Origin of the sequence: Roseibium litorale, assembly GCF_014842915.1 — a bacterium.
GTDB classification, from domain to species: Bacteria; Pseudomonadota; Alphaproteobacteria; order Rhizobiales; family Stappiaceae; genus Roseibium; species Roseibium litorale.
The window spans coordinates 80,367-101,896 of the sequence record NZ_JACYXI010000014.1 but is presented as its reverse complement, the minus strand read 5'-3'; the positions used below and the strand labels follow the sequence as shown (position 1 = coordinate 101,896).

Genomic DNA, 21,530 nt, shown 5'->3' with positions numbered 1-21,530 from the left:
GCACCGAAAGTGACACAGACAGGCAATCTGCTGATCATTATGTCGGACGAACATACGTCGGCTGCCCTGGGGGTCGTTCAATCCGACGTGACCGTACATACGCCGAACCTGGATGCACTGGCCCGTCGCGGGGTCCGCTTTGCTCATGCCTATACGCCATGCCCTATCTGCGTACCGGCGCGCGCTTCCTTCGCATCCGGGCAATATGTGCACAAGAACCGGTTATGGGATAATGCAATGCCCTATACCGGTTCGCCGCGTGGCTGGGGGCACGCGCTTCAGGATATCGGCGTAAGGGTCGAATCGATCGGCAAGCTGCATTACCGTTCCGACGAAGATCCGGCGGGTTTCGATGTCGAGCATATTCCCATGCATATAGCCGGCGGTCACGGCATGGTCTGGGGATCGATCAGGCGCGAGGAGGAGCGCGTGGTCAAGAGCGAGCGGATGCTTGGCGACTATATCGGTCCCGGCGACAGCCCGTATATCCAGTATGATACGTCGGTCGTGCAGCGTACCGAGCAATGGCTGAGCGACACGGCCTCCCTTGGCCTGCATGATCCCTGGTGCCTCTATGTAGGACTGGTTGCACCACATTTCCCCCTGATCGTACCGCGGGAATTCCTCGATTTTTATCCCGAAGGCTCACTGCCGCCGATCAAGCTCGCTCCCCGTGATGGCTATGTTCAGCATCCGTGGGTGGCCAAGCAGGCTGCCTGCTTCGGTGGCGACGAGGCGATGCGTGACGAAGACGAGCGCCAGCTTGCACGCCGCGTCTATTATGCGCTGTGCAGTTGGCTGGATTACAACATCGGCAAGATCGTCGCTGCGCTCGATGCCAACGGTTTCTCGCAGAATACCACGTTGATCTACACGTCCGATCATGGCGACAATGTCGGTGCACGTGGGCTTTGGGGAAAGGCCAACATGTACGAGGAATCGGTTTCCGTGCCGATGCTTCTCGTTCCGCCAACGGCCACGTCGAAGCTTTGCCAGACGCCGGTCAGCCTCGTTGATGTTTCCGAGACAATTCTCGATCACTTCGGAGCAAAACTCGAGGGCGACCGTCCGGGTCGTTCGCTGTATGACATCGCAGCCGAACAGGACGATGTCGAACGGGTAGTGTTCAGTGAATATCATGCTGTGGGCGCCGTTTCCGGCTGCTTCATGGTGCGTAAGGGCCCATGGAAACTCATTCATTATCACGGCTTTACGCCAGAACTCTTCAATCTGGACTCTGATCCGGAGGAGACGACAAACCTTGCGGAGAATCCGGCCTTCGCGGGCGAATTTGCGATCATGTACAAGGCGCTTTGCGACATCTGCGATCCCGCAGCGGTCGACGCACAGGCCTTTGCCGATCAAAGCGCACTCGTTGCCGGCTATGGCGGCCGCGATGCAGCCCTTGCGATCGGCTCGGCGACAGCCACCCCACCTCCTGCCACCGCCGCATCTTAAGCTTCGTGGACGGCCGGTAGCTGAAAGCCATTCTCAATGCCGCTTGGCAATTGTCGATCTTCCCATCAAGCCGGATTGATTTACCAATACGGGGCCACCGGTTCGATCTCAGAGCGCTCCAGCAGACGCATGCAGTTCTATCGCAAGTGAGGGTGATGTCACGTTGTTTGGCTGAAGCCAGGTGAAGGGTTTGCGGTTGAAATCAAGATACTGCGCGGGCCGCAGCTTTCCACTGCGCCATTGCGCGGATACGATAAAGTTGAATGGCAAGGGCGGAGTGCTTCTGGTGTGGTGGGACGAAGTGATTTTTGATCGCCGAAAAGATCGAGATGAAACGTTGCAATCCGCCGGCGGATCGAAAACCTTGCATCACCCGCTCTCGTTTTCGCACAGGCAGATGCGAATTTTCCGCGCGATTGTTCAGGCCTTTGTGCGATCGATGTTCAACAGTTGGCATCACGTCCCGCCTTGCTGCTCCATATGAGCGCAGCTTGTCGGTGATGATCCGCTTCGGCGCGAGGCCTTGCTTCTTCAGCAGCCGGACCAGTAATCGCTTGGCAGCTTTTGTATTGCGGCGCGCCTGAACGATTTCGTCGAGAACGTATCCGTCCTGATCGACCGCTCGCCAAAGCCAGTGCTTCCGGCCGCCGATGGTGATCACCACCTCGTCCAGATGCCAGATATCCTTTCGCGAAGGGCGTTTTCTACGTTGCTGCTTTGCATAAGCCGCACCGAATTTGCGGCCCCAGCGCCGGATCGTTTCATAGGACACGACGATGCCGCGCTCCAACAGCATTTCCTCGACCAGCCGCAAGCTAAGGGGAAACCGGAAATACAGCCACACGGCTTGGGCGATAATCTGCGGTGGAAAACGATGGTTCTTGTAGCTGACGGCCGATCTGTTCATCGCACCCGATTAACCAGCGACAGTTAAGCTATCAACAACGTGACATTACCCAGACAACCCCATCAAAAACTCTTCAACACCTATTCTTCTGGTTTGCGTAAAAATGCAATTCTTACAACTGCCGGAATTACCAGTGATCGCTGTTAATTACTTGTCAAACAGCATTTAAAGCGACGCGTACATAAGAGCGTATTCTGCCAAGTTCAGGTAGAAATTCTGAAATAATTTTGTGATTCATATTTTGAAGCTATAGTGAGAAAGAGCCAGATCTCGAGGGAGAAAATTTGGCCGTGTTAACGAAAATTCTTTATGCAGATGATGAGCCGGATATTCGCGAGATTGTGTGCCTCACACTTCGCGAGTTGGGTGGCTATGACGTGATGGCCTGCGAAAATGGAAAGCAGGCAGCCCTTGCCGCGTGCGAGTATAAGCCCAATCTGCTGCTCCTGGACGTCATGATGCCTGAAATGAGCGGGCCTGAAGCTTTGATGGCGATCCGGGCGAGGGAGGAAGCATCTTCGATACCAGCCATCTTTATCACCGCTAAAGCCAAAGCTGAGGAAATTACGGAACTGAACCAGTTCAGCCGGTCGGCCGTGATCCCCAAACCCTTTGATCCGATCAGCCTGCCAAGCCAGATTGCCCAGCTTTTCGAAACGCTGGAAAGCGAGGAATGAGTCTGAAGCTGACACGCGCGGCGTGGTCTATTCTCTTCAGAAAACGGATTGCGGGCTAAATCTGACGCCCGAACAGAGACGATTGTTCCGGCCGGATGTCCCTGACAAGTGTCTCTAAAGCGGCGAGACGTTTTCCGGCCTCCTCCCAATGGGGCCCGCCTGCCTCATGGCCGTCAGCAGATGCCTTCAGCAGGGCCTCAAGTTCCGTTGCAGCCAGGTTGACATCCCGGAAGCCAATGGATCCGCTGCTGCCCTTCAGTTTGTGCAAGACCTCCATGGCCTGCAAATCTGGCGGCCCACTGACCGGACCTTGCCGGTAAAGCGCGGTGAACTCGGACAGCATCTCCTTGAGAGTCTCGCAATGGCGGGCAATCAGCATGTCGAGCGCACTTGAGCTCATTTTCCCCTCCTTGCACCGGGCGAGCAAGCACGCATGTCAGCTATCTCCGCCAAACAGGCTCTTTGCCTTATCGGTTAGACCTGTCAGCAAAGCCGAAACCTGTTCAGACAGTCCACGAACCGTTTCATTCCGGCGGAAAACCTGAACTTTCGTGTTGGTCGAGACACCTTCAGGGTCGCGAATGACAATTCTTGCCAACTGGGACCGCTCCACAGGCTTGAATGTGTTCTGGAACTCCTCCGGCAACTTGTCGGAAACCAGCAGGATCTCTTCAATGGAACCTTCGATCAAAACCTGACCCGTGTCGACAACAACAGCCTCGCCGACCTCAACGGGAAACAGGTGCCGGGACGGCAAATAGGCGAGCACATAGCGATCACCGGTATAAATCGAGAGCATGCGCTCACCGGTGAGAAACACCTCCCCTTGCGCGGGCAACCCGCTGCCAGCAATGCCCGGCACAGGTGCCCGGATCACGCCGTCTCCATAGTGCTGGCCAAGCCGTTCCAGGGCGAGCTGCGCGCTTTCAAGTGCAGGCTTCAAGGCCTCAACCGCCGTTTGCTCGCTGGCAATGCGTGCTTTCAACCGGATAAGAAGTTCCTGCGCAGCATTGCTCTCTGTCAAAATATCGAGCATCCGGTCCGCAGCGGCCAATCCTTTATCACTGAGCTGTTCATAAGATGCCCGGAGAGCCTCGGCGTGTGACGCCCTCTCTTCTGCGATCGGCAGCAGGTTTCCGGCAACCTCGATTTCCTCTTTCTTCTCGATATCGCGCTGCCTCAGTTCCGCAAGCCGCAGGCGAAGCTCCGCAAGACGGTCGGCAATTTCGATCGAGGTGTAGACCACAAGGGGTTCGCCCTCTTCAACGCGCTGTCCGATCCGCACGAAGACCTTGTCCAGGCGCCCGGCATACTCTGCCTCAACATCCACGCGGTTCTGCACCACGACACCATCCGCCCTGAAGATAACATAGTCTCCAGCGACGTAGTTGAGGACCGCAACCGCAAGCACCATCAGGAGGACAAAGTAAACCCACCGGCTGTTGCCTCTGGTTTGCTTCCTACGGTCATTCACGTGAGAATCGGTTCTTTCATGCCGCTTGAGCCGCCGCATTCTATTTCCCCCTCACATCATGTACTTTTTGAGGAACGTAGCTGTCGCGATAAGAACTATCGAGAAGCCACTCATCGAGATAGGCGCCGAGACGGACAAAGCGCATCAGGATGCCATTGTAAAACGTATAAGCCACGACATATGGAAGAAGTCTCATACTGTTCACATAAGGCGTCGTGTAAGCAGCCATGAGAAAGACGATGAGATCCAGAAATATAAGGACAAGCTTTACTGACAGAAGAAGGACGATGGCAAAGCTCCCATACTGAATGAAGAGCCAGGCCACGTAAAAAGGCATGAGCGCTGCGCCGATGACGTTGAAAACCAGAAACTCGATCTGATGCAGCACCTCTGAAATCTTAAACCTTGGATCGAAGGGGTTGAGCTCAAACGCATACTTGCGAAACCGAAGCCGGATCGCGTCCCGCTCCCACCGGAACCGCTGGCGGACCAGGCCGGAGAGCTTCACAGGCACATCCGTGTAGCAAACGGCATCGGCACGGAAGCCGATCTTCCAGCCGTACGCCCTCAGGCGGAGGGTCGCATCGAGATCCTCGCCACCACCGGCATCGGCCCCGCCCGTTTCCTCTAGCGCACTCTTGCGAAATGCCGAAAAGCCTCCGGAACTACAGGTAACCTGGTCCAGAACAAGGGCGCTTTGTTTTCCGAGGGAAAGCGTGACGAGATATTCGATGGCTTGTGCTGTCGCAAGGAGACTCGCCTCCGGATTGCGCACCTGAATGTTTCCCGCAACACTGCCGACATCCGGATCCTCGAAAGGCTCCACAATCCGGCGGATCGCATCCCGGTCGAGAGAACAGTCACAGTCGATATTGACCACAATTTCGCCGGTCGCCAGCCGCTCGCAGACGTTCAACCCCGCTGATTTTCCTCCGCGCAAATCCGTTGCGTAGGCTTTGTCGATCTCCCCCTTTGCCAAAAGATTGCGCAACACCTCAGCTGTCCGGTCCGTGGATCCGTCGCTGAATGCGACAATCTCATCAGGCGGTCTGGACTGCTCCTTCAAGGAGGCGACGCATCGGGGAAAAGCGTCTTCCTCGTTATGCCCGGCAACGATCACAGTCACCCTGTGCCTGTAGGCGGCTTCGAGCGGGCGCTGTTTCGGCCTGTGCATGAAAGCGCCGACCAAAAAAAGCAGAAAGTAGCGGGGAATCTCGAAAATGATCACAATCGCAAAGAGAAGGAACATACTGGCCATACTTTGCGAGAAGAGATAGGTCAGGCTCTCTGAGATCAAGTTCATGCAAAGAGATCCTCCAGCCCAAAAACGGTCATCCGCGCCTGCAAGTCGATCCTCAGCCCAGACTGTGCAGCTTCAAGATACTGCGGCAGATTTGCGCGGGCATTTTCCGGTGAAACCCGGTTGATGAGGACATAGTCTTGGGCTTCCCCGTGATAGGTAACCGCGTTCCCTCCGAAGTAGTTCTTGATGTTCTCCATCATCTGAACACGGGAATTCTCGACCAGGCGGATACCATGTTCGGACACCATCTCGCGACGGGCAGGAAAACTCATTGTAATCAGGGAAAAAGGTGTTTCCTTTTCCGAAAAGTCATGGGCGGCCTTGTTGAGCTGGATAACAAGCTCCAGCGGCAACTCAGCAAAGCGCAGTTTTGTCTGAAGGCCGCCAATCACGACAGGTCCTTCTTCAACGAAGGCAATGCCTTTTTCTGACAAGGCATATCCGAAGACGTCGGTGGTCTCAGCTACCTCCCCGTCCGTGTGATAGCCGCAGTCCATGCATTGGAATCCCACCGCGGTATCACTGGAACTAGAGCCACAGGCCTGACACCGTATGATGATACCCGGCTTGTCATAATCGACGCCAAAGTGCCTGAGCTCACGCGAGCATTTCGGACAGACCAGATCTGAGCCCTGCCGGAAGTCCTCCTCCGCTGCCTGATAGGCACACTTGAAATGATGGATGAACTTGGACTCCTTGAGGTTCGGAGACCTGCAGCTGAAACACTCCTCCCGGACATTCATCCGTACCGACCTGCACCCGCCGCACATATGAAATCTGTCGAAGAAAACTGTTTCCGTTAATCCGAGTTCAGACAGAGCCGCCATGGCTGCGGCACCTTCTTTCGCGTCAAGACAGATGTCGAAGTCGAAACCATGTTTCTTGTTGGCATTGTAATGCGGCTTCAAGCTGTTCCCGCGCACATAGGTCGAGGCGGCCACCTTGTCTGAGAGGGACTTGCTCTGCCGGATATGCACATGAACAGACATCCGCGCCTCAGAGAAATCACGGATGGTCTCTTCGATCGTGCGCTGGACGGATCCTCGCGGGAGGGAGGGGACGGAGACATCCGCGCAAGGTCCCAAGCTGCCGTTTTCATCAATCACGGGAAGCAGATAAAGGTCGCCAATCTCCCATAATGCGCGCAGGTCCTCACACAAAGCGGGTTCGCTCACGATCACCGCGTCATAACCGCCACCGGACGCGAGATAACTCCGTGTTGCGACGGACACCCCCGCCGGGCCAACATCTTCGGGCCATCTTAAGCCACGCAAGCTGAGGGAACCAAAACTGACTTGAAACTCAACGGCATCGGCAAGAGACGAAATACCAGGCTGGCCGCCGGTATTTCTCAAACGCCGCGCTGTTTCTTGCGCTAGTGCGGCAGCAGAGCCCTCCGGACCGATGCCCCCGCTCTCGGGCTCTTCCGTTACGGGCAACTTCAGGCCTTCAGGGACAACTGCGCGACCAGCTCCGCCTTGACTAAAATCGATAAAATCCAGCACTTCATCGATGTCGAATGGCTTGGGAAAAACTTTCGCGAACTGCTCGCAGCTGTTCTTTTCTGCAAGAAGTGCCGCAGGGTCAGCAGTCATAGCCACAAAAACTGGTGCGGCCTTGCCATCTGCGAGGCGCCGGAACTCTGCAACGACCTCTGAACCGTTCAGGCCAGGCATGTGAAAGTCCATGAGGGCCAGGGCATACCTTTTATCGAGAAGACACTTCAGCGCTTCCGTCCCGTCCCTTGCAATATCGGCGTCATAACCCTTCGATGTCAGCAGCAGCTTCAGGATGTCTTGGGTGACCGGAGAGTCTTCCGCAATTAAGATCTTTTTGCCGGTACTCACGGCGTTGTCCTTATCCTGTCCGACCGCTGCCATATTCATTGTCTGCCCCTGCCGACAGGTCATTGAAAGAAAACGCTGAAAGAGGCTGGCGCCGCCTCCCTGGCTGTTTCCGCACCATTATGGGCATGCATTGTTAAATAAGATTAAATAATAATCTAAAAGCAAAGATCGATTTTTCTCACATTGATAAAAATAACAATGACCAATTCTAAAAATACTCGTATAAATTTCTAATAATCTAAATAGTCAGAATATTTTTCACTTGGATTTAAAAACTTTTTACATCATTTAACGATGATGGGTTGATTGTGTGAAATGATTGCAACCGGAGTCAAGCGCTCATACTAGAGACCCTCCGGCCGGCAAACCCGAAAGTTAACCGGGACACACGGACGGACGTAAAGACATGAGCCCGGCCCGCGCGTGTCCGCGGAATCTGGGCGCAATCGGATTGCGGCAATGGGGTAACTCCAAATGAACAATATGCAAGAGTGGCAGGATCCCAAAGCCTACGATGTACATCTCGAGAAACCAGTGACAGTCCAGCCCGCCGAAAAGTCCGCAAGTCTGGTTTCCCCCCTTTTCAAGGCACCCTCCTGGCTTCAACTGATCGTTGTCGCCGTGGTCTTTTGTCTGCTTGCCTATGGGTGCATCGTCTACACGCGCGAGAGCAGCCGGATCGCAACGATCTGGATCGCCAACTCGGCTTTGCTCGCAGTCCTTCTGGAAGCGCCCAAGGCCCGCAAATACCTGTTCCTTGCCGCGGCTTATATTGGAAACGTTGCCGCCAATCTGATCAGTGGCGATTCCATTCCGGTGGCCGCTTTCTTGGCGATGAACAATAGCATCGAAGTTCTCATCGCCGTTTTGATATTGCTGAGAGGGAGGGACAGGGTCGATCTGTCCAAACCATCAGATCTCTTGAGCTTCTTTTGGGCCGCCGGTATTTTTGCTCCGTTAGCTGCTGCCATTCTCGCAGCGATGTTCCTGCACTTTTGGGCCGGCACCGGTTTTATTACGGTCGCTCAAACATGGTATCTAGCGGATGCTCTTGGCCTTTTGACAGGAACGCCGTTCTTGATTGCCCGGCTGTCTTCCTTTGATAAGAAACACGAGCTTGAAGCGATCCGGCAGCCGGCCGGACTTCTGTTGCTCCTGGCCTGTTTTGGAAGCACTGCCATCATTTTCTGGTACAGCCAGCAATCGCTGCATTATCTGGTTCTGCCGCTGCTTTATCTGACCGCCTACAGAATTGGCCTACTGGGAGCGGCGATTGGCAATACCTTCCTGGCCCTTGTTTCAATTATATTCACCTTCCAGGGACACGGGCCATTTGGAGCTCTTAGTGCCGACCTGGAAACCAAAGTCATCCTGCTTCAGCTGTTTATTGTGACCAGTGCTCTTGTCAGCCTGGTCACGGCTGCCATCATTACACAGCAGAGGCGCATGCGCGCCGAATTGAGCGAACTGACACGCATGGCGCTCACCTCCAGCAAAGCCAAGAGCGAATTCGTTGCCAACATGAGCCACGAGCTGCGCACTCCGCTCACGTCCATACGGGGCGTCCTGGGCTTGTTGCCCCAAGTCTTGAGCGGCACACTGACCGATCAGGGAAAATCGCTGGTAAAGATAGGTGTCGCGAATGCTGACCGGCTTCTGCGTATGATCAACGACATCCTCGACACTGAGCAAATCGAATCCGGGAAGATCAGCGTTTCGCTTAAAGCTTTGGAGCTTGGCCCTATCCTAGACAATGCTGTCGACATGGCACACGGATACCTGCCTGAGAAAAAAATCACGATCGTAAAGGCGTTCGAGCATCCGCATCTAAAGGCTACAATTGATCCCTCCCGTCTCGAGCAAGTTCTGTTCAACTTGCTGTCCAACGCGATCAAGTTCTCGCCAAATGAGGGCACCGTCACGATCGGTCTAAAGGAAATAGAAGGGGGGAGCAAAGTTCGAATTTACGTTGAGGACAATGGCCCCGGTATCCCCGACAGTTTCCGCAGCCGGATTTTTCAGAAATTCGAGCAGGCCGATAGCGGCGACGCCCGCTCCAAAAATGGCTCCGGACTCGGGCTCAGCATTTCAAAAGCCTTGGTGGAAGCAATGCACGGTACCATAGGTTACCAAGCAAGCGCACCAACGGTATTCTACATTGACCTTCCTTTGGAAGAGGACCAGCAAGATCAATACGTAGCTAATACCGACCTCAAGAAATACCGAACTATTTGACCGTGTTTTCGGATTGCCCGGAAAGGTTAAGGCGCGTGCCGGAACGCAAGCTCAATACCCGGATGAGACACTCGACGCTGTCTCTCAAAGCCGGTTGGGCGTTCCGGAGGGATTTTGACTAACCGTTTGCGGGGCACTCCTACACACGGATGACAGTGGACGGCGGAGGGCCTGTGGCGGAACTTAGGAAAATTCTTTACGCGGATGACGAAGCCGATATTCGTGAGATTGTTGAGCTGACGCTGACAACCATTGGCCAGTTCGAGGTGCTGGTTTGTCAAAATGGGGCTGATGCGGTTGAAAAGGCTGAAGGTTTTGGGGCCGATCTTTTTCTGCTGGACGTCATGATGCCAGGTATGACTGGTCCGGAAACCTTGCAAAGGTTGCGCCGGCGGCCAGAAGCAGCCCACACACCCGTTATCTTCATCACTGCCCGGGCCCACACCGATGAAATGGACGAGCTCCTGCGGGTTCCCCAGGCAGGGATCATCACCAAGCCTTTTGATCCAATGACTCTTGCGAATGAAATCAAAGGCATCTGGCAAGAGCTGGTCGCATCCTGACACCAGTCAGCCACCAGAAAGCCGCCCTTCTCTCTCAACTATCGCAAGCGGCGTCCTGACTATTTTGCGTCAAGCGGTTTCCCGTCTAAGCCACGAAAACCCTCCAAGCGCCTCGTTCCTTTGCTGTAATTTACAGCGCATGGCCCTGGCGGTGTTTCATGTTTGGGTCCTTGAAAGTTTCATCTTCCCCAGGTCTGAGCGTCTCGAGCATCTTCCTGATCTGATCGACAATGACCTCTTCCAGCGTCTTGGATTTCACAAAAGCTGCGCTCACCTTTTCAGTCACAGGGCCACTTGCCTCTTGCGCCGACAAAAGCACAGTCGGGATGTGCGGCTGGCCAGAGGCATCTGCCATTTTATGAAAATCGAGATAATCTCCGTCTTTCAGGTCCAGTTCCGCGACAATCAGGTCAAATTTCTGGTTTTCAAGTAGATGACGTGCCTCGCTGATACTCCCAGCATTGATGAGATTCGCGTAACCGGAGAGGCTGTCAGCCAGAAACTGGGAGAAACTCGCATCTTGTTCGAGATGCAGAATGAGCGGCAGGCCCTGGGCCGAGGGCTGAGATAGTATTTTCTGCCTTGGAAGCTCAGCGCCGGCTTGTTCAGAGGCTTGCGGGTTGGTGGTCTGGCTGAAATCTTCTGTTTTGGGGAACTCGACGACAAACGTCGTTCCGGCTTCGACCTCACTGGTAAAGCTGATCTTGCCGTGCATTTGTTCAACCAGTTGCTTCGTAATGTGAAGACCAAGGCCCGTCCCCCCCTTGGCGCGGGTGCCCGAAGAGTCCTGCTGATTGAACTTGCCGAAAATCCGTGAGTGGAATTCGGGAGAGATGCCCTGACCGTAATCGCGAACGCTGACAAGGACAGAGGTTTCCCCTGTCTCTGCCAGGACCTCCACCTTTCCCCCAGGTGGCGAAAACTTGACAGCGTTGGACAGCAGATTTGCCATGATCTGAAGGAAACGCTGCCGGTCTACCGGTATTTCAAGATCTTCATCAATGTCTTTCAACTCAAGCGTGATATCAAACCGGTCCGCATAAGGCTGGTTCGCTTCCAGGCTTTCGGTCAAAAGCTGCGCCAAGCCTTCAGACTGAATGTCATAATGCATGTTTCCGGACGCGATCTTATCAATGTCCAGAATATCATTGATCAGAAGGGTCAGCCGCTCGCTATTCTGTTGAGCAATGGTCAGCATCCGCATACCGGTCTCCGGGATTTTGTCCTGCATGGAGCCGATAAGCAGACCCAGTGACCCGCGGATAGCTGTCAGTGGAGTTCGAAGTTCATGGCTGACGATGGAAATGAACTCGCTCTTGATCCGGTCCATTTCGCGCCGCTCCGAAATATCAAGGATCTGGGAGACAAAATATTTCGGTTCGCCAGCTGTATCTCTCACAAGCGCCGTGCTGAGATGAACCCAGATCGCATGCCCGTCCCGGTGAATGAAGCGCTTTTCCAGCTGGAAGCTGTCGCGAAGACCGGAAAAAGTCTCTTCCGTCAGCTTCAGATCTTCCTCAAGGTCGCTGGGGTGGCTGATGGACTGGAAGTCCATGCTCAACAGCTCTTCCTCGTCATATCCGAGCAGCCCGCATAGGGCAGAATTAACCTTGAGCCAACGGCCGTCTGGTGCCACCAACGCCATACCAATGGACGCGAATTGCATCGCCGACCGGAAGGTTTCTTCGCTCGACTGCAGAGCGTCTTGCTGTTTCCTCTTGCTAGAAATATCCTCGATGATGCCAACATAACCATGGATAATCTGCTGCTCATCCATAAGGGACGACATGGCGATACTCACCGGAAAAGTTTCACCTGTAGCTCGTCGGAACGTCCATTCGCTTTCCTGAAAATGCTGGCCTTCCAGCAGATCAAGAAAGACCGACATATCGACCTTCCCCCGGCTGTTATTCGAAAATAGCGCACGGGCAAGATCCGCTTCCGGGCCAGCCACGGAAGGCGCGGGATTGGCAATCCAGTCCATAAGTTTCTTTTGGCCGATGACGTCTTCAGCCTTCTCTCCCAGCAGCTTCTCCGCGGCCTCATTGAAGACGGTCACGGTGCCGTCCAATTGGGTCGCGACAACCATGTACTGGGCGCTGCGTAGAACAGCGGAATTCAGTGAGTCCGAAGCGCGCAAGGCTTCAATAGCTGCCATACGGTCGCTGACATCGCGTACCGAAACCACATAGGTGGTCTCGCTGACATTGCCCATTTCGCCAATGAGCGTTTCCATGGGAAACACTTCACCGTCCCTCCGGACACCTTTCTGTTCCCGTACCTGGCCGACCGCCCCGGATAGAAAACGCGCCATCCCTTCCGGGCTTACCAACGCAGAGCTTGCCTGAGAAAATGCAATCAGAGAGAGATAGGGTTTGCCGACGAAATCTCCTGGCTCTCCTCCGAAGATCTGCGCACCAGCCGGATTGATGCTCAGGATGTGTCCCTGGCGATCGACCGTGAGAACACCGTCCAGAACCGTCGACAAGATCGCATTGGTATGGGACGTCTGCCGCTCGATCGTCCTTAGTGATCCTTGCAATGTGCTGGCCCGTTGGCGGGAGACCAGCAACACACGGGTCAAGATGGCCAGAACCAAGGATACGGACAACCCGCCGAGCAAGGCAATGTTCGACGTATCATGAATGCCCTCGGAAGCGAGGCTGCCTTTAGGGGATATGCGCAGCGTCCAAGACTGACCGTAAAGGTTGATTGTCCTCTCTGAAACCACCCGCCGCCCGGCTTGCTCAGGCACCTGCCCCGACTGGAATTTAGGGCTGCCTTTAAATTCGACCGACACATGATACTGACTTCCGAGCTCCGGGCTGATGACACTGCCAAACAGCTTGTCGACCGAGAAGACGGCTGCGATGAAGCCTTCGAACTGCCGGTTGATCGTGATCGGCACATATGTCACGAAACCTTCGTAGCCCTGCTTGAGCGCAAAGGGTGGTGTCAAGAACGGGCGATCGGCCTTCGCAGCCGCAAGCAGCTCATCCTTGCGGGCCTCCTCCGGGGCCACCATCAGCCCGATGACGGTCTCGTTGCCGGCGACAGGCTCGACCCATCGGATATGAAGGGATTTATCGATGTATTCGAGAGCCTCCACCGAGATCATGTCGAGAACATAGTTGGCGGCGTCGTCCTGCCAGACAGGGAAGGGCGTTCCATTTGCCATCTCCCATCGCCTCGCCATGCGCTTAAGGGCGGTCACATAGCTCTGCACCCGCGTTGTGAGCAGAAGCTGGTATTTTTCAGCCTCTTTGTCAGCCCGGACATAGATTCTTTCGAGCTCCTGCTCACGCATGGTTGCGTTCAGCATCAAGACCGCACCGAGGCATGTAATGAAGCAAAGACTGGGCAGCACGTAGCCGCGCCAAGACCTATCCGTGCCCCAATTCAGAAACAGTCTGGATCTGAAGATCACGATAAAGGCCCCACTCAAACAGGAGAGCGTGACGCCTACAATCAGGATGAATACAGGGAGGGGACTTTGGTTCAGCTGATCATATTTTTGTGTACTTCTCCAGACAATGAGCCATTTTTGGCCGAGTTGTTCAACCACAGACTTATGAATATAGCGTGGTGCCGTCTGCTCGTGGCCAGCACTACTTGTGTAAATTAGCTCAGCCTCGTTTTCCTCCGTTCCGCCGTAGATCTTCAGATTGAAGATATCCTCCTGACTTCCTGTCAGCTTGTCGAGCAGCCGTGACGCGATGAACGGCGCATAGATCCAACCCCTTGCAGTCTTGCGCTCACCTGTGACAGCGGCTGCGTCGTAAACTGGCTGAAGGAGCAGGAAACCGGGCGTTTGCTGGTCATCTTGCACCAGCGTAATCTTTTTCGTGATCGTTGCGTCGCCCGTCTGCCAGGCTTGCTCTGCCGCAGACCGCCGGTTTGCCTCAAAGGCTATGTTCAACCCGACTGCCTGTTGGTTGAGGCGCCTGGGCTCGATATAAGTGATGACATAATAAGGCCCGCCCGGCTTCGGGGCGCGAATATCAAAGTCGGGCTGACCGTTCTCCCGCTGTTCACGGACAAAGTCACCGATCTCGTCTTCCGGGACATCCTCTATCCATCCAATGCCGTTTATACCGGGCAGAGTTCTCTCGATATCAAGGGTCTCGACATAGGCTGCAAGGCTTGATTGTGACAGCATACTGGATGTCGTAATAAAGGCCTTGGTGCTGTTGAGGGCGTTGACATAGGACTGAAGGCGATAGGTCAGTGCGAGCCTGTTTTCCTCCACATAAGTCTCAAAAAGGCTTTGCCCCTGCCGTTCAATGGCGGTTTGGCTGGCGGCCCATGCAAACACGCTGACCGTAAGCGGAGCCAATGTTCCCAAAAGAACGGACAGTGGTAACATCTGCAGGGACCTTCCGCGCCAGAACAGACGCGGCCCGCCTATTTGAGCAAAGGCGGCCAGCGGCAGAAGAACAAAAAAACCGAGACTGTTTCTGATCCAGAGACCAAACCATGTGGCGCCCCAGTTTTCCGGGGAAATCTCTCCGTTGAGGGACAGGACAAACGTATCCATGGCTGGAGAAATGACACAAGCGACACTCCCAAAAATCAGGATCATACAGACTTGCGCGGGGGAGGTAAGCGCTAGAGGTCCATGGGCGGACTGGAACAAGAAACGTCTGATTAGAAACCACCCAGCCAGCGGCTGGAGAAGCGCCCCGGCAGCTGCGAGGCCCGCGGACAAGAAATAAAGGCCTTCTATTCTACCCCAGAAAGGCACGCCGACGTTGCCCCAACCGTTCTGAACAGATCCGAACAGCAGGTGAAGCGCCAATGTTCCCAGAAATGGACCTGGCCACAGTCTGGGGCCCCAAATCACCAGCGCGGCCATCGCTACTCCGGCCGGCAGCCAGACCATGGGTTCTACGGTGTTCGCAGACACGATGTACCATTCGATGCCTCCCGAAACAAAACACAGAGCCGCAACGAAGAAAACTCCAAACATTGTCTCTTTTGACGAGAATTTTCTGTAATTTTCCATGCCGACCTTACGAAGCCTAATCGCCTCCAGTATTGATAGGCTGAATTGTTTAAAATAGTTTTGGAACGATAGGAGAAAGACGCCATCAGGCCCTCTCAATCTGAGAGAGACTACGAGTGATACCCGTTCATGCAGCACCGGCTATACCCAAGCCGTTAAGCGCAGAATAACATGACATCGCCCTTCGAACTTCAGAAGGTTCGCAAAGCGTAAGTAATCCGTAGATCACAGGGCCGCTTTGACCTTCTCAACGCTTTGCGGCAAGCTCGTCAGTTGCCTCAATCTTCCGGACTCAGAATGAAGTCGAACTTGGAACGCCAGGCCGTCTCTGCGTCGATCCGTTCATATTGGGTGATGAGCGAGGCCTTGACCCCGAACACGGCGTCCGATGCCAGCCATTTGTCGCCATCTGCAAAGGTGTGCGTCACCAGCTTCCGAAAGCCCGGCGCGGTGACGATGAAATGCATATGCGCGGGCCGGTTGGGGTGACGTCCCAGTTGCTCAAGGAGCTGGCCGACCGGCCCGTCATTCGGGATCGGGTAGCTGCAGGGCTTGATCCCCCTAAAACTGTATTTACCATCCGGCCCAGTCGTGAAAATGCCCCGGTTGTTCCACTTGGGCTGTATGCCTGGCTGCTGCACGTCATAATAACCGTCCGCGTTGTCGGACCACACATCCAGCCGGGCGCCCTCGATCGGCTGGCCATCCGGGGAAAATATCCGGCCCTCGAACAGGCAGCTTTCGCCTTTGCCATCGAGATTGATGGTTTCCCCCATTGCACGTTCCGGTGCGCCTGGAACATGAAAGGGACCAAGAACCGTGCTTTCGGTCGTACCATTGGACACGTCATATCCGATCGCATCGATCAGCATCGACAGGCCCAGAACATCGGATGCGAGGATAAACTCCTGCCTCTCGGCGGAGCAGATCTGCCCAGTCCGGGTCAGAAAATCAATCGCCATCGCCCACTCAGCCTGGGTGAGGTTCACGTCCTTGGCAAACGAATGCAAGTGTTTGACAAGACTTGCCATCACCTCTGCCAAACGTGGATTGATGTCAGTCCCCATCCGGGCGTTGACATTGCCGGCCGAAGTCTCTGCGGTGAAATATTCAAGTTTTTCGTTGTCCACCCTAACCTCTTTCAAGCTGGTGCTGCCCCCGATTGCGCACGGGACAGCAGGATTGCGATATCCTGCTCAGTTACCGGGCGCGGGTTCCAATAGGGATTGGCAGTGGCAAGTTTCGCGGCCCGGGCGATATCCGCTTTTTCAAATCCGTAGCCGCCAAGTGCCAGTGGCGCGTCCAGCGAGGCGGCGAAGCCGTAGAGCCCGGATCCTAAATCACCGCCGAACAGAGCTGCAGCCTCGGCCAGCTCTGCCGCCCCGGCGTTGTAGGCCATGGTATGCGGCAGCAGGATTGCGTGGGTCTCAGCATGGGGAAGGTTGAACGAGCCACCCAGGGCGTGCGCCAGCTTGTGATGCAGCGACATGCCGACCGAGCCCAGAACGGTGCCGCAGAGCCATGCACCATAGAGTGCCTGCGTGCGTGCCTCCCGATGCTGCGGGTTGCCGGCGATTACCGGCAAGGCGGATTGCAGCGCCTTGATCCCTTCCAGTGCCATATGGGACGCAACCGGGTTCGAATCCCTGGCGTAGAGCGCCTCGAACGCGTGCGCCATGGCGTTGAGGCCGCTCGTAACCGACATGCTGACCGTCAGTCCCAGCGTCAGCGATGGATCATAAAGAACCACATCCGGCAGCACCCGGGCATCGCGCAATGTGGTTTTCAGGCCGTTTTCCGTCTGTCCAAGGATCGGTGTCACCTCCGACCCGGCGTAAGTGGTGGGTATCGCGATTTGCAGGCAATCGCGGCGATAGGCAATGGCTTTGCCAAGCCCGGTGGCCGATCCGCCCCCGAATGCGACGACGCAATCGGCGGACAGCTCATCAAACAAGGCAACTGCGCGTTCCGTCACATCCACGGGGGTATGCATAGCCGCTTCCGTGAAGAGACCGGCACACCGCGCGCCCAGCCCCTTGGCCAGCGCTTGCGCATCACTCGCCTGAAATGGGGTCGAGAGCACAAGCGTCCGGCGGTCTTTTACCTCTTCGCAGACGGCCGTGGCTGCATCCACGTCAAAGCGGACCCGTGCCTGCATGGTCTGATAGGTGAACGGTTTCATTCGGCGAGCCTCGCTGCGAACCAGCGTGTAACCTTTTCGTTGCGGTCGTCACCGTGATTGTAAATCGCGTGCTCGCCGTCTTCCCACAGCAGGGCATCGCTCCCTTGCGGAGCGCCGTCAAGAAATGGCTTTTGCACGCCTGGCGGGGCAAGCGGATCCTTGCCGCCTTCACAGATCAGACCCGGGCATGGCAAGGGTTGCAACGCCGGGTTAAAGGCAAGCGCTTCAAATGTGGGCTCAAGCTCCGGTAAAATGGCCGCGTCTTCTACGGACATGACCCCGAACAGGGCCGCCATTTGTTCGGCGGCCATGCGGAATTCTGGCAGAAACATTCGTGGCGGGGCACCATTCGAGCAAGCAGCGCGCAAGCGCCTATCGTCTCTGGCCGAGATCATCGCGAACAGTCCCCCCATGGAGTTGCCCCAAACCCCAATCCGGGACGACCCCGAGGCCTCAAGATGGTCCACCATCGCGGAGACAGCACCGGTGTATCCGTCGTGCAAATAGAGGCCGCCGATGATCCGCGTGTCGCCCTGTCCCGGTCCATCCATCAGGATGCAGCGCATGCCCTTGCCTGTCACCGCAGCAGCGATCCGCAGAAAGGATGCCGCCCAGCCGCTCATGCCGCCGAGAACCAGAATGGCCTTATCGCCACTGCCAAAGTCCCAGGCATAGACAGTCTTGCCCTTGTAGGGCAATTCGATGCGCTTGGGCGGCGCATCAAGTCCTGCAACATGCCCGGCAAAGTCGGCGGTGCCTTGTTTGAAAAGGACAATCCGCTCAGGCGTGTCAAAACTGTCAGCCATCTGGGCAAAATTCATGGCTTGAGCAGCTTGGCCTAATAAACCCTGCTTTCTGGCGTCATTGGCAATTTGAGCAAAGATGCCTTCCCAAGGGCGATTGGCCGCCGATCGAGCCAAGCCTTCGTCGGCCCGGTCTGGCGACAAGCCGTAGTCCAGCATGCGGGCCCGGCTCATGGCGCGGCGCATGGCTTCGTTGCGTTTGACGTGGTCCATCACGCCACCCTCCGGCTTGAGGCAGGGGCTGAGAGCTTGCTGCGCAGCTCGCCAACCAATGCCGACAGCGCTGCGCCATTCTCGGCCAGGCCGAAGAGGTTCGTATCAGGGCGAAGAATCATCGCCTCGACCTTGTTATTTGCAAGGTAGGGGCCGAACCTGTTGTCGGAATCTTGCATTGTCTGCGCACCAACCGGAGCTGCACCTGTGCCCAGCACAAACAGTTTTGCGCCGATTTTGGCGAGATAATCGAGGTCCCGCGGCGTCAAGCCGTTCAAGGCGTCTCCTCTGGCAACAACCGCAAATCTGTAGCCCGAGAAGTGGTCAAACCAGTCAGTCTTGCCATCCACAGTGACTTTGCCATGCGGGGGGATCAGGCCAATCTGCTTGGCATACTTCTTACCATTTGCACCCTGCTTGATCCCCTCACCAATGGGCGGGAATGGGGGAGGGGGTGGCAAAATATTCAGTCCAAGCACAAAGTTGCGCAGGGCAGCTTTCACCTTGTTCCTTGTTGTCGCGATGCTGCCAAACGCCATCGCTGCCTTTTGTATCGCCCAGACATGCGGACGGCGCTCGCTTTCATAGGTATCAAGCAGGCTCTCGTCAGCCAGTCCGCGCAGTACAAAATCCAGCTTCCAGGCCAGGTTCGCTGCATCGCGAATGGCAGAGCAGGCCCCTTGACCCAGGGTCGGCGGCATAGTGTGGGCGGCATCTCCTCCCAGCAAAATGCGCCCCTTGCGCCAGGTCTGCGCGGATTTGCACTCGAACCTGTAGACAAGAAGACGCGTGATCTCCATGTCCTTGATATCAAGGCCCCAGTATTTGCGGAGCAATTTTCCCGCGAATTCAGGCGTCGCGGCCTCTTCGTCAGTCTCGTTGTCGAGGATTGCAAATTCAAACCGATGATATTTCTTCCCCACAGGCATCGACATATGCGCCCGTTCGGTCGAACAGACAAAGCTGACATGTTGCAACCGGCCCTTAAGTTCGCCGTGGAAAACCCCATCCACATTGAGCCACCGCTCATTGTAGCCATGGTCTTCACGGCCGATCCCTGCACAGTCCCGCGCAAGACTGCGGGCACCATCCGCGGCATATAGGAAAGCGCTTTGCGCCGACTTGGTCTCGCCGTCCGGAGTTTTGTAGGTCAGGGTCACGCCCGCCGGTCCCTCCGCAACAGCGGTGACTTCATACCCCTGAAGCACCGTCACATTGGCAAAGGACTTCGCGCGGGCATCCAGCGCATCTTCTATATCGGGCTGGTAGATCGAGATGTGATCCGGGTGTCCCATCGGAGTTGATGGCAAGCCCTGCAGGTCGATAATCACCTTGCCGCTTGAACTGTAAAACCGGGAGATATCGATGGCGCTTGAAGCTTTTAGCGCCTCATTCACATCGCAAGAAAGCGATAGCAACCGTGCGGTTTCACTATCGATATGGGACAAGCGTGGCATGCCATAGAGCGTGGGCCAGCGTTCAACCACCAGCACCTTGTGACCTGCAGCCCCCAAAAGGGCCGCCATCGTCAAACCCGTTGGCCCATAGCCGACTACAGCGACATCAAATTTATGCATCGAAGCACCTCCCGGCAAGAACGCTAGGCGAAGCTCGGGCAGAAGAAAAATAGATACTTATGAATCATGGAATAGATGATATTTATAAGTCATGAGATTTCACGGCCTTGACCTGAACCTGCTCGTCGTCCTTGACGCCTTGCTGACTGAGAAAAGCATCACAGCGACTGCCGACCGCCTGCACCGGACGCAGCCTGCGGTCAGCGCGTCGCTCAAACGGCTGCGCGAATATTTTGGCGACGAACTTTTCGTCATGAGCGGGCGCGTTTTGATGCCGACACCCCGCGCCCTGACTTTGGCGCAGCCGGTGCGCGATGCGCTTGCTCATATCAAGGACGCGGTCATTCAGAATAGTGAGTTCGACCCCAAGAAATCCCGCCGCAAGTTCCGCATCATAATGTCCGACTACATGGCCACCGTTTTCTTCGGGCAGATCGTCCGCAGAGCTGCCCTTGAAGCGCCGGACATCCGTTTTGAGATCATTCAGTTCGACGATGACTTCGATGCGCCTTTGAACAGGGGAGAGGTGGATTTTCTGCTTTTTCCCGAAACCTATATGAGCGAACGTCACCCCAAGCAGATTCTGTTTTCCGAACAGATGGTGGCCGTCCGATGTGCGCAGCAATTCAATGCTGAGATGTCGCGGAAGGTGTATTTTGGGTCACCACATGTGGCCGTCCGGTTTGGCAAGACCCGCAAGCCCGCGATCGAAGAATTTCTGATAAACGAGATTGGTCTGCGCCGCGAAATCGAGGTTGTACTGCCCAACTTCACCCTCGCCACCCAATATGTGTGCGGCACGCGCAGGATCGCCACCATGCATCGCCGGCTCGCGGAGCAGATGGCCGAGACCATGCCACTGCAGATCGATCCCCTGCCTTTCGCACTGCCGCCGTACCACGAGGCGCTTCAATGGCCGCAGCTCAACGACAAGGACCCGGCTAGTGTATGGCTTCGATCCGTCATTGCCGGTGAAGCCGGGCTTGCCGCAGATCGTTCTGATGGTTGACGGTCCAGCCGCCAGTGAAGCCGAAACCTTTCCTTAGCACTGCATCGCTTCGAGCCCGGTGATTGTCCTGCGCGCCGTTGGCAAGGGCTGGAAACAGCTGGTCTTGGGCATGTGCTTCTTCACCCCGAAATGACCGCTTTCGATGCCTTGCTGGAGAGGCCGGGTGACATAGTGGCGAGGATCTGGATGAAACACCCCGGCGCCAACCGATGTTCTCACGTATTGGCACCGCCGGTACCGCCTTCTCAGGCAGGAGCAGCTCAGTGAAAAATCGGGC

At 55.7% G+C, this 21,530-nt stretch carries 14 protein-coding genes and 2 pseudogenes; 5 read left to right on the top strand and 11 right to left on the bottom strand.

Translation table 11 applies throughout. The annotated features are described in order from the left end of the window. The first annotated feature begins 9 nt into the window (after nt 1-9). A complete protein-coding gene (locus IG616_RS19100; RefSeq protein WP_192149868.1) occupies nt 10-1,458 on the top strand; it encodes a sulfatase-like hydrolase/transferase in 1,449 nt (482 codons plus the stop codon). 202 nt (nt 1,459-1,660) lie between these two features. Here IG616_RS19100 and IG616_RS19095 read toward each other — a convergent pair. Further along, nucleotides 1,661-2,375: pseudogene (locus IG616_RS19095) on the bottom strand (IS6 family transposase). 280 nt (nt 2,376-2,655) lie between these two features. On the opposite strand from IG616_RS19095, the gene IG616_RS19090 reads away from it, so the two are divergent. Further along, the gene (locus tag IG616_RS19090) at nt 2,656-3,042 is read left to right on the top strand and encodes a response regulator (protein ID WP_209007761.1); all 387 of its coding nucleotides are present in this window, start codon (nt 2,656-2,658) and stop codon (nt 3,040-3,042) included. Between the two features lie 55 nt (nt 3,043-3,097). Here the strand turns inward: IG616_RS19090 and IG616_RS19085 are convergent, their stop codons facing one another. From IG616_RS19085 to IG616_RS19070, 4 genes are read right to left on the bottom strand one after another with little or no spacing between them, the layout of a single operon-like run. Beyond that, nucleotides 3,098-3,442 (bottom strand): Hpt domain-containing protein, encoded by a 345-nt coding sequence (locus tag IG616_RS19085; RefSeq protein ID WP_192149861.1) that lies wholly within the window; start codon nt 3,440-3,442, stop codon nt 3,098-3,100. 36 nt (nt 3,443-3,478) lie between these two features. After that, nucleotides 3,479-4,516 carry an HlyD family secretion protein gene (locus IG616_RS19080; RefSeq protein ID WP_192149859.1) on the bottom strand — a complete coding sequence of 346 codons (1,038 nt, stop codon included), beginning with the start codon at nt 4,514-4,516 and terminating at the stop codon, nt 3,479-3,481. 40 nt (nt 4,517-4,556) lie between these two features. After that, complete coding sequence (locus tag IG616_RS19075) at nt 4,557-5,819, bottom strand: glycosyltransferase family 2 protein (RefSeq protein WP_192149857.1); 1,263 nt, start codon at nt 5,817-5,819, stop codon at nt 4,557-4,559. Beyond that, nucleotides 5,816-7,705: a TackOD1 domain-containing metal-binding protein gene (locus tag IG616_RS19070; RefSeq protein WP_192149855.1), complete on the bottom strand. Its 1,890-nt coding sequence runs from the start codon at nt 7,703-7,705 to the stop codon at nt 5,816-5,818. Before IG616_RS19070 ends, IG616_RS19075 begins: the two co-directional genes overlap by 4 nt. A gap of 435 nt (nt 7,706-8,140) precedes the next feature. Between IG616_RS19070 and IG616_RS19065 the strand changes: the two genes are divergently transcribed. Continuing rightward, entirely contained in the window at nt 8,141-9,901 is a 1,761-nt protein-coding gene (locus IG616_RS19065; RefSeq protein WP_192149853.1) for an MASE1 domain-containing protein, read from the top strand. A gap of 149 nt (nt 9,902-10,050) precedes the next feature. Continuing rightward, on the top strand, nt 10,051-10,464 hold the full coding sequence (locus tag IG616_RS19060; protein ID WP_192149851.1) for a response regulator: 414 nt from the start codon (nt 10,051-10,053) through the stop codon (nt 10,462-10,464). 130 nt (nt 10,465-10,594) lie between these two features. On the opposite strand, the gene IG616_RS19055 is transcribed toward IG616_RS19060, so the two are convergent. From IG616_RS19055 to IG616_RS19035, 5 genes are all read right to left on the bottom strand, one after another. Beyond that, nucleotides 10,595-15,607, bottom strand: a complete 5,013-nt coding sequence (locus IG616_RS19055) for a CHASE domain-containing protein (protein ID WP_192149849.1) — start codon at nt 15,605-15,607, stop codon at nt 10,595-10,597. Between the two features lie 140 nt (nt 15,608-15,747). Then, entirely contained in the window at nt 15,748-16,536 is a 789-nt protein-coding gene (locus tag IG616_RS19050) for a dioxygenase family protein (protein ID WP_192149900.1), read from the bottom strand. A 74-nt stretch (nt 16,537-16,610) separates the two neighbouring features. Beyond that, nucleotides 16,611-17,651: a maleylacetate reductase gene (locus IG616_RS19045; RefSeq protein WP_192149847.1), complete on the bottom strand. Its 1,041-nt coding sequence runs from the start codon at nt 17,649-17,651 to the stop codon at nt 16,611-16,613. After that, a complete protein-coding gene (locus tag IG616_RS19040; RefSeq protein WP_192149845.1) occupies nt 17,648-18,667 on the bottom strand; it encodes an alpha/beta hydrolase in 1,020 nt (339 codons plus the stop codon). The genes IG616_RS19045 and IG616_RS19040 overlap by 4 nt, the downstream gene beginning before the upstream one ends. Next, entirely contained in the window at nt 18,667-20,244 is a 1,578-nt protein-coding gene (locus IG616_RS19035; protein WP_192149843.1) for a bifunctional 3-(3-hydroxy-phenyl)propionate/3-hydroxycinnamic acid hydroxylase, read from the bottom strand. The genes IG616_RS19040 and IG616_RS19035 overlap by 1 nt, the downstream gene beginning before the upstream one ends. Nucleotides 20,245-20,335: 91 nt before the next feature. Between IG616_RS19035 and IG616_RS19030 the strand changes: the two genes are divergently transcribed. Next, complete coding sequence (locus tag IG616_RS19030; RefSeq protein ID WP_192149841.1) at nt 20,336-21,253, top strand: LysR family transcriptional regulator; 918 nt, start codon at nt 20,336-20,338, stop codon at nt 21,251-21,253. Here the strand turns inward: IG616_RS19030 and IG616_RS23215 are convergent. Further along, nucleotides 21,207-21,472: pseudogene (locus IG616_RS23215) on the bottom strand (DDE-type integrase/transposase/recombinase); the annotation flags it as partial. The gene IG616_RS19030 and the pseudogene IG616_RS23215 overlap by 47 nt on opposite strands. Nucleotides 21,473-21,530 lie beyond the last annotated feature (58 nt).

Coding starts and splice junctions, on each gene's coding strand:
- IG616_RS19085 (WP_192149861.1), bottom strand. CDS start 3,442: ATGAGCTCAAGTGCGCTCGACATGCTGATTGCCCGCCATTGCGAGACT.
- IG616_RS19075 (WP_192149857.1), bottom strand. CDS start 5,819: ATGAACTTGATCTCAGAGAGCCTGACCTATCTCTTCTCGCAAAGTATG.
- IG616_RS19070 (WP_192149855.1), bottom strand. CDS start 7,705: ATGAATATGGCAGCGGTCGGACAGGATAAGGACAACGCCGTGAGTACC.
- IG616_RS19065 (WP_192149853.1), top strand. CDS start 8,141: ATGAACAATATGCAAGAGTGGCAGGATCCCAAAGCCTACGATGTACAT.
- IG616_RS19060 (WP_192149851.1), top strand. CDS start 10,051: ATGACAGTGGACGGCGGAGGGCCTGTGGCGGAACTTAGGAAAATTCTT.
- IG616_RS19050 (WP_192149900.1), bottom strand. CDS start 16,536: ATGGGGACTGACATCAATCCACGTTTGGCAGAGGTGATGGCAAGTCTT.
- IG616_RS19045 (WP_192149847.1), bottom strand. CDS start 17,651: ATGAAACCGTTCACCTATCAGACCATGCAGGCACGGGTCCGCTTTGAC.
- IG616_RS19040 (WP_192149845.1), bottom strand. CDS start 18,667: ATGGACCACGTCAAACGCAACGAAGCCATGCGCCGCGCCATGAGCCGG.
- IG616_RS19035 (WP_192149843.1), bottom strand. CDS start 20,244: ATGCATAAATTTGATGTCGCTGTAGTCGGCTATGGGCCAACGGGTTTG.
- IG616_RS19030 (WP_192149841.1), top strand. CDS start 20,336: ATGAGATTTCACGGCCTTGACCTGAACCTGCTCGTCGTCCTTGACGCC.